Annotated in this window: 4 tRNA genes; all 4 read right to left on the reverse strand. The window is 47.1% G+C overall.

Going from position 1 to position 599, the window contains the following annotated elements:
* Positions 1-84 precede the first annotated feature (84 nt).
* The 4 genes from AB4407_RS20785 to AB4407_RS20800 all read right to left on the reverse strand — a co-directional run bounded on the left by AB4407_RS20785 (position 85) and on the right by AB4407_RS20800 (position 465).
* Positions 85-160, reverse strand: a tRNA-Ala gene (locus AB4407_RS20785).
* A 24-nt stretch (positions 161-184) separates the two neighbouring features.
* Positions 185-260 (reverse strand) — tRNA-Val (locus AB4407_RS20790).
* Positions 261-293: 33 nt separating this feature from the next.
* Positions 294-369 (reverse strand) — tRNA-Lys (locus AB4407_RS20795).
* 20 nt (positions 370-389) lie between these two features.
* A tRNA-Glu gene (locus AB4407_RS20800) sits at positions 390-465 on the reverse strand.
* Positions 466-599: the final 134 nt, after the last annotated feature.

The raw sequence follows: 599 nt of genomic DNA on the forward strand, positions 1-599 counted from the left end.
CAACTGAGCTAATCGCCCATGATAGTTTCTTTTGTCTTCACTTTTTAAAAAGTGAAAATAAAAGCCATCCTTCATGGAGAAAGATGGTGGAGCTATGCGGGATCGAACCGCAGACCTCCTGCGTGCAAGGCAGGCGCTCTCCCAGCTGAGCTATAGCCCCATATTTTATTTCCTTGGGAGGAAATGGTGGGCGATACCGGGCTCGAACCAGTGACCCCCTGCTTGTAAGGCAGGTGCTCTCCCAACTGAGCTAATCGCCCACTAAAAGTTTTAATTCCTTCGTGGAGAAAGAATGGTGGGTCGTGCAGGATTCGAACCTGCGACCAATTGATTAAAAGTCAACTGCTCTACCAACTGAGCTAACGACCCTTTTTACTTCTTGAAGGAAGTGGTATCCCGTAGGGGAGTCGAACCCCTGTTACCGCCGTGAAAGGGCGGTGTCCTAGGCCTCTAGACGAACGGGACACTGCTAATTTATCTCCACTTTAAAAAGTAGAAACAAACTTCGAAGAACCTTGGGAGTTCTTCTTCTCTTTGCTTTTCTAAACCTAATCAATCTGTGTGGACACTCATCGTGAATATCTTCGTATAAGGAGGTG

The sequence above is a fragment of the Vibrio sp. 10N.261.46.E11 genome (genome assembly GCF_041472735.1).
Taxonomy (GTDB): Bacteria; Pseudomonadota; Gammaproteobacteria; order Enterobacterales; family Vibrionaceae; genus Vibrio.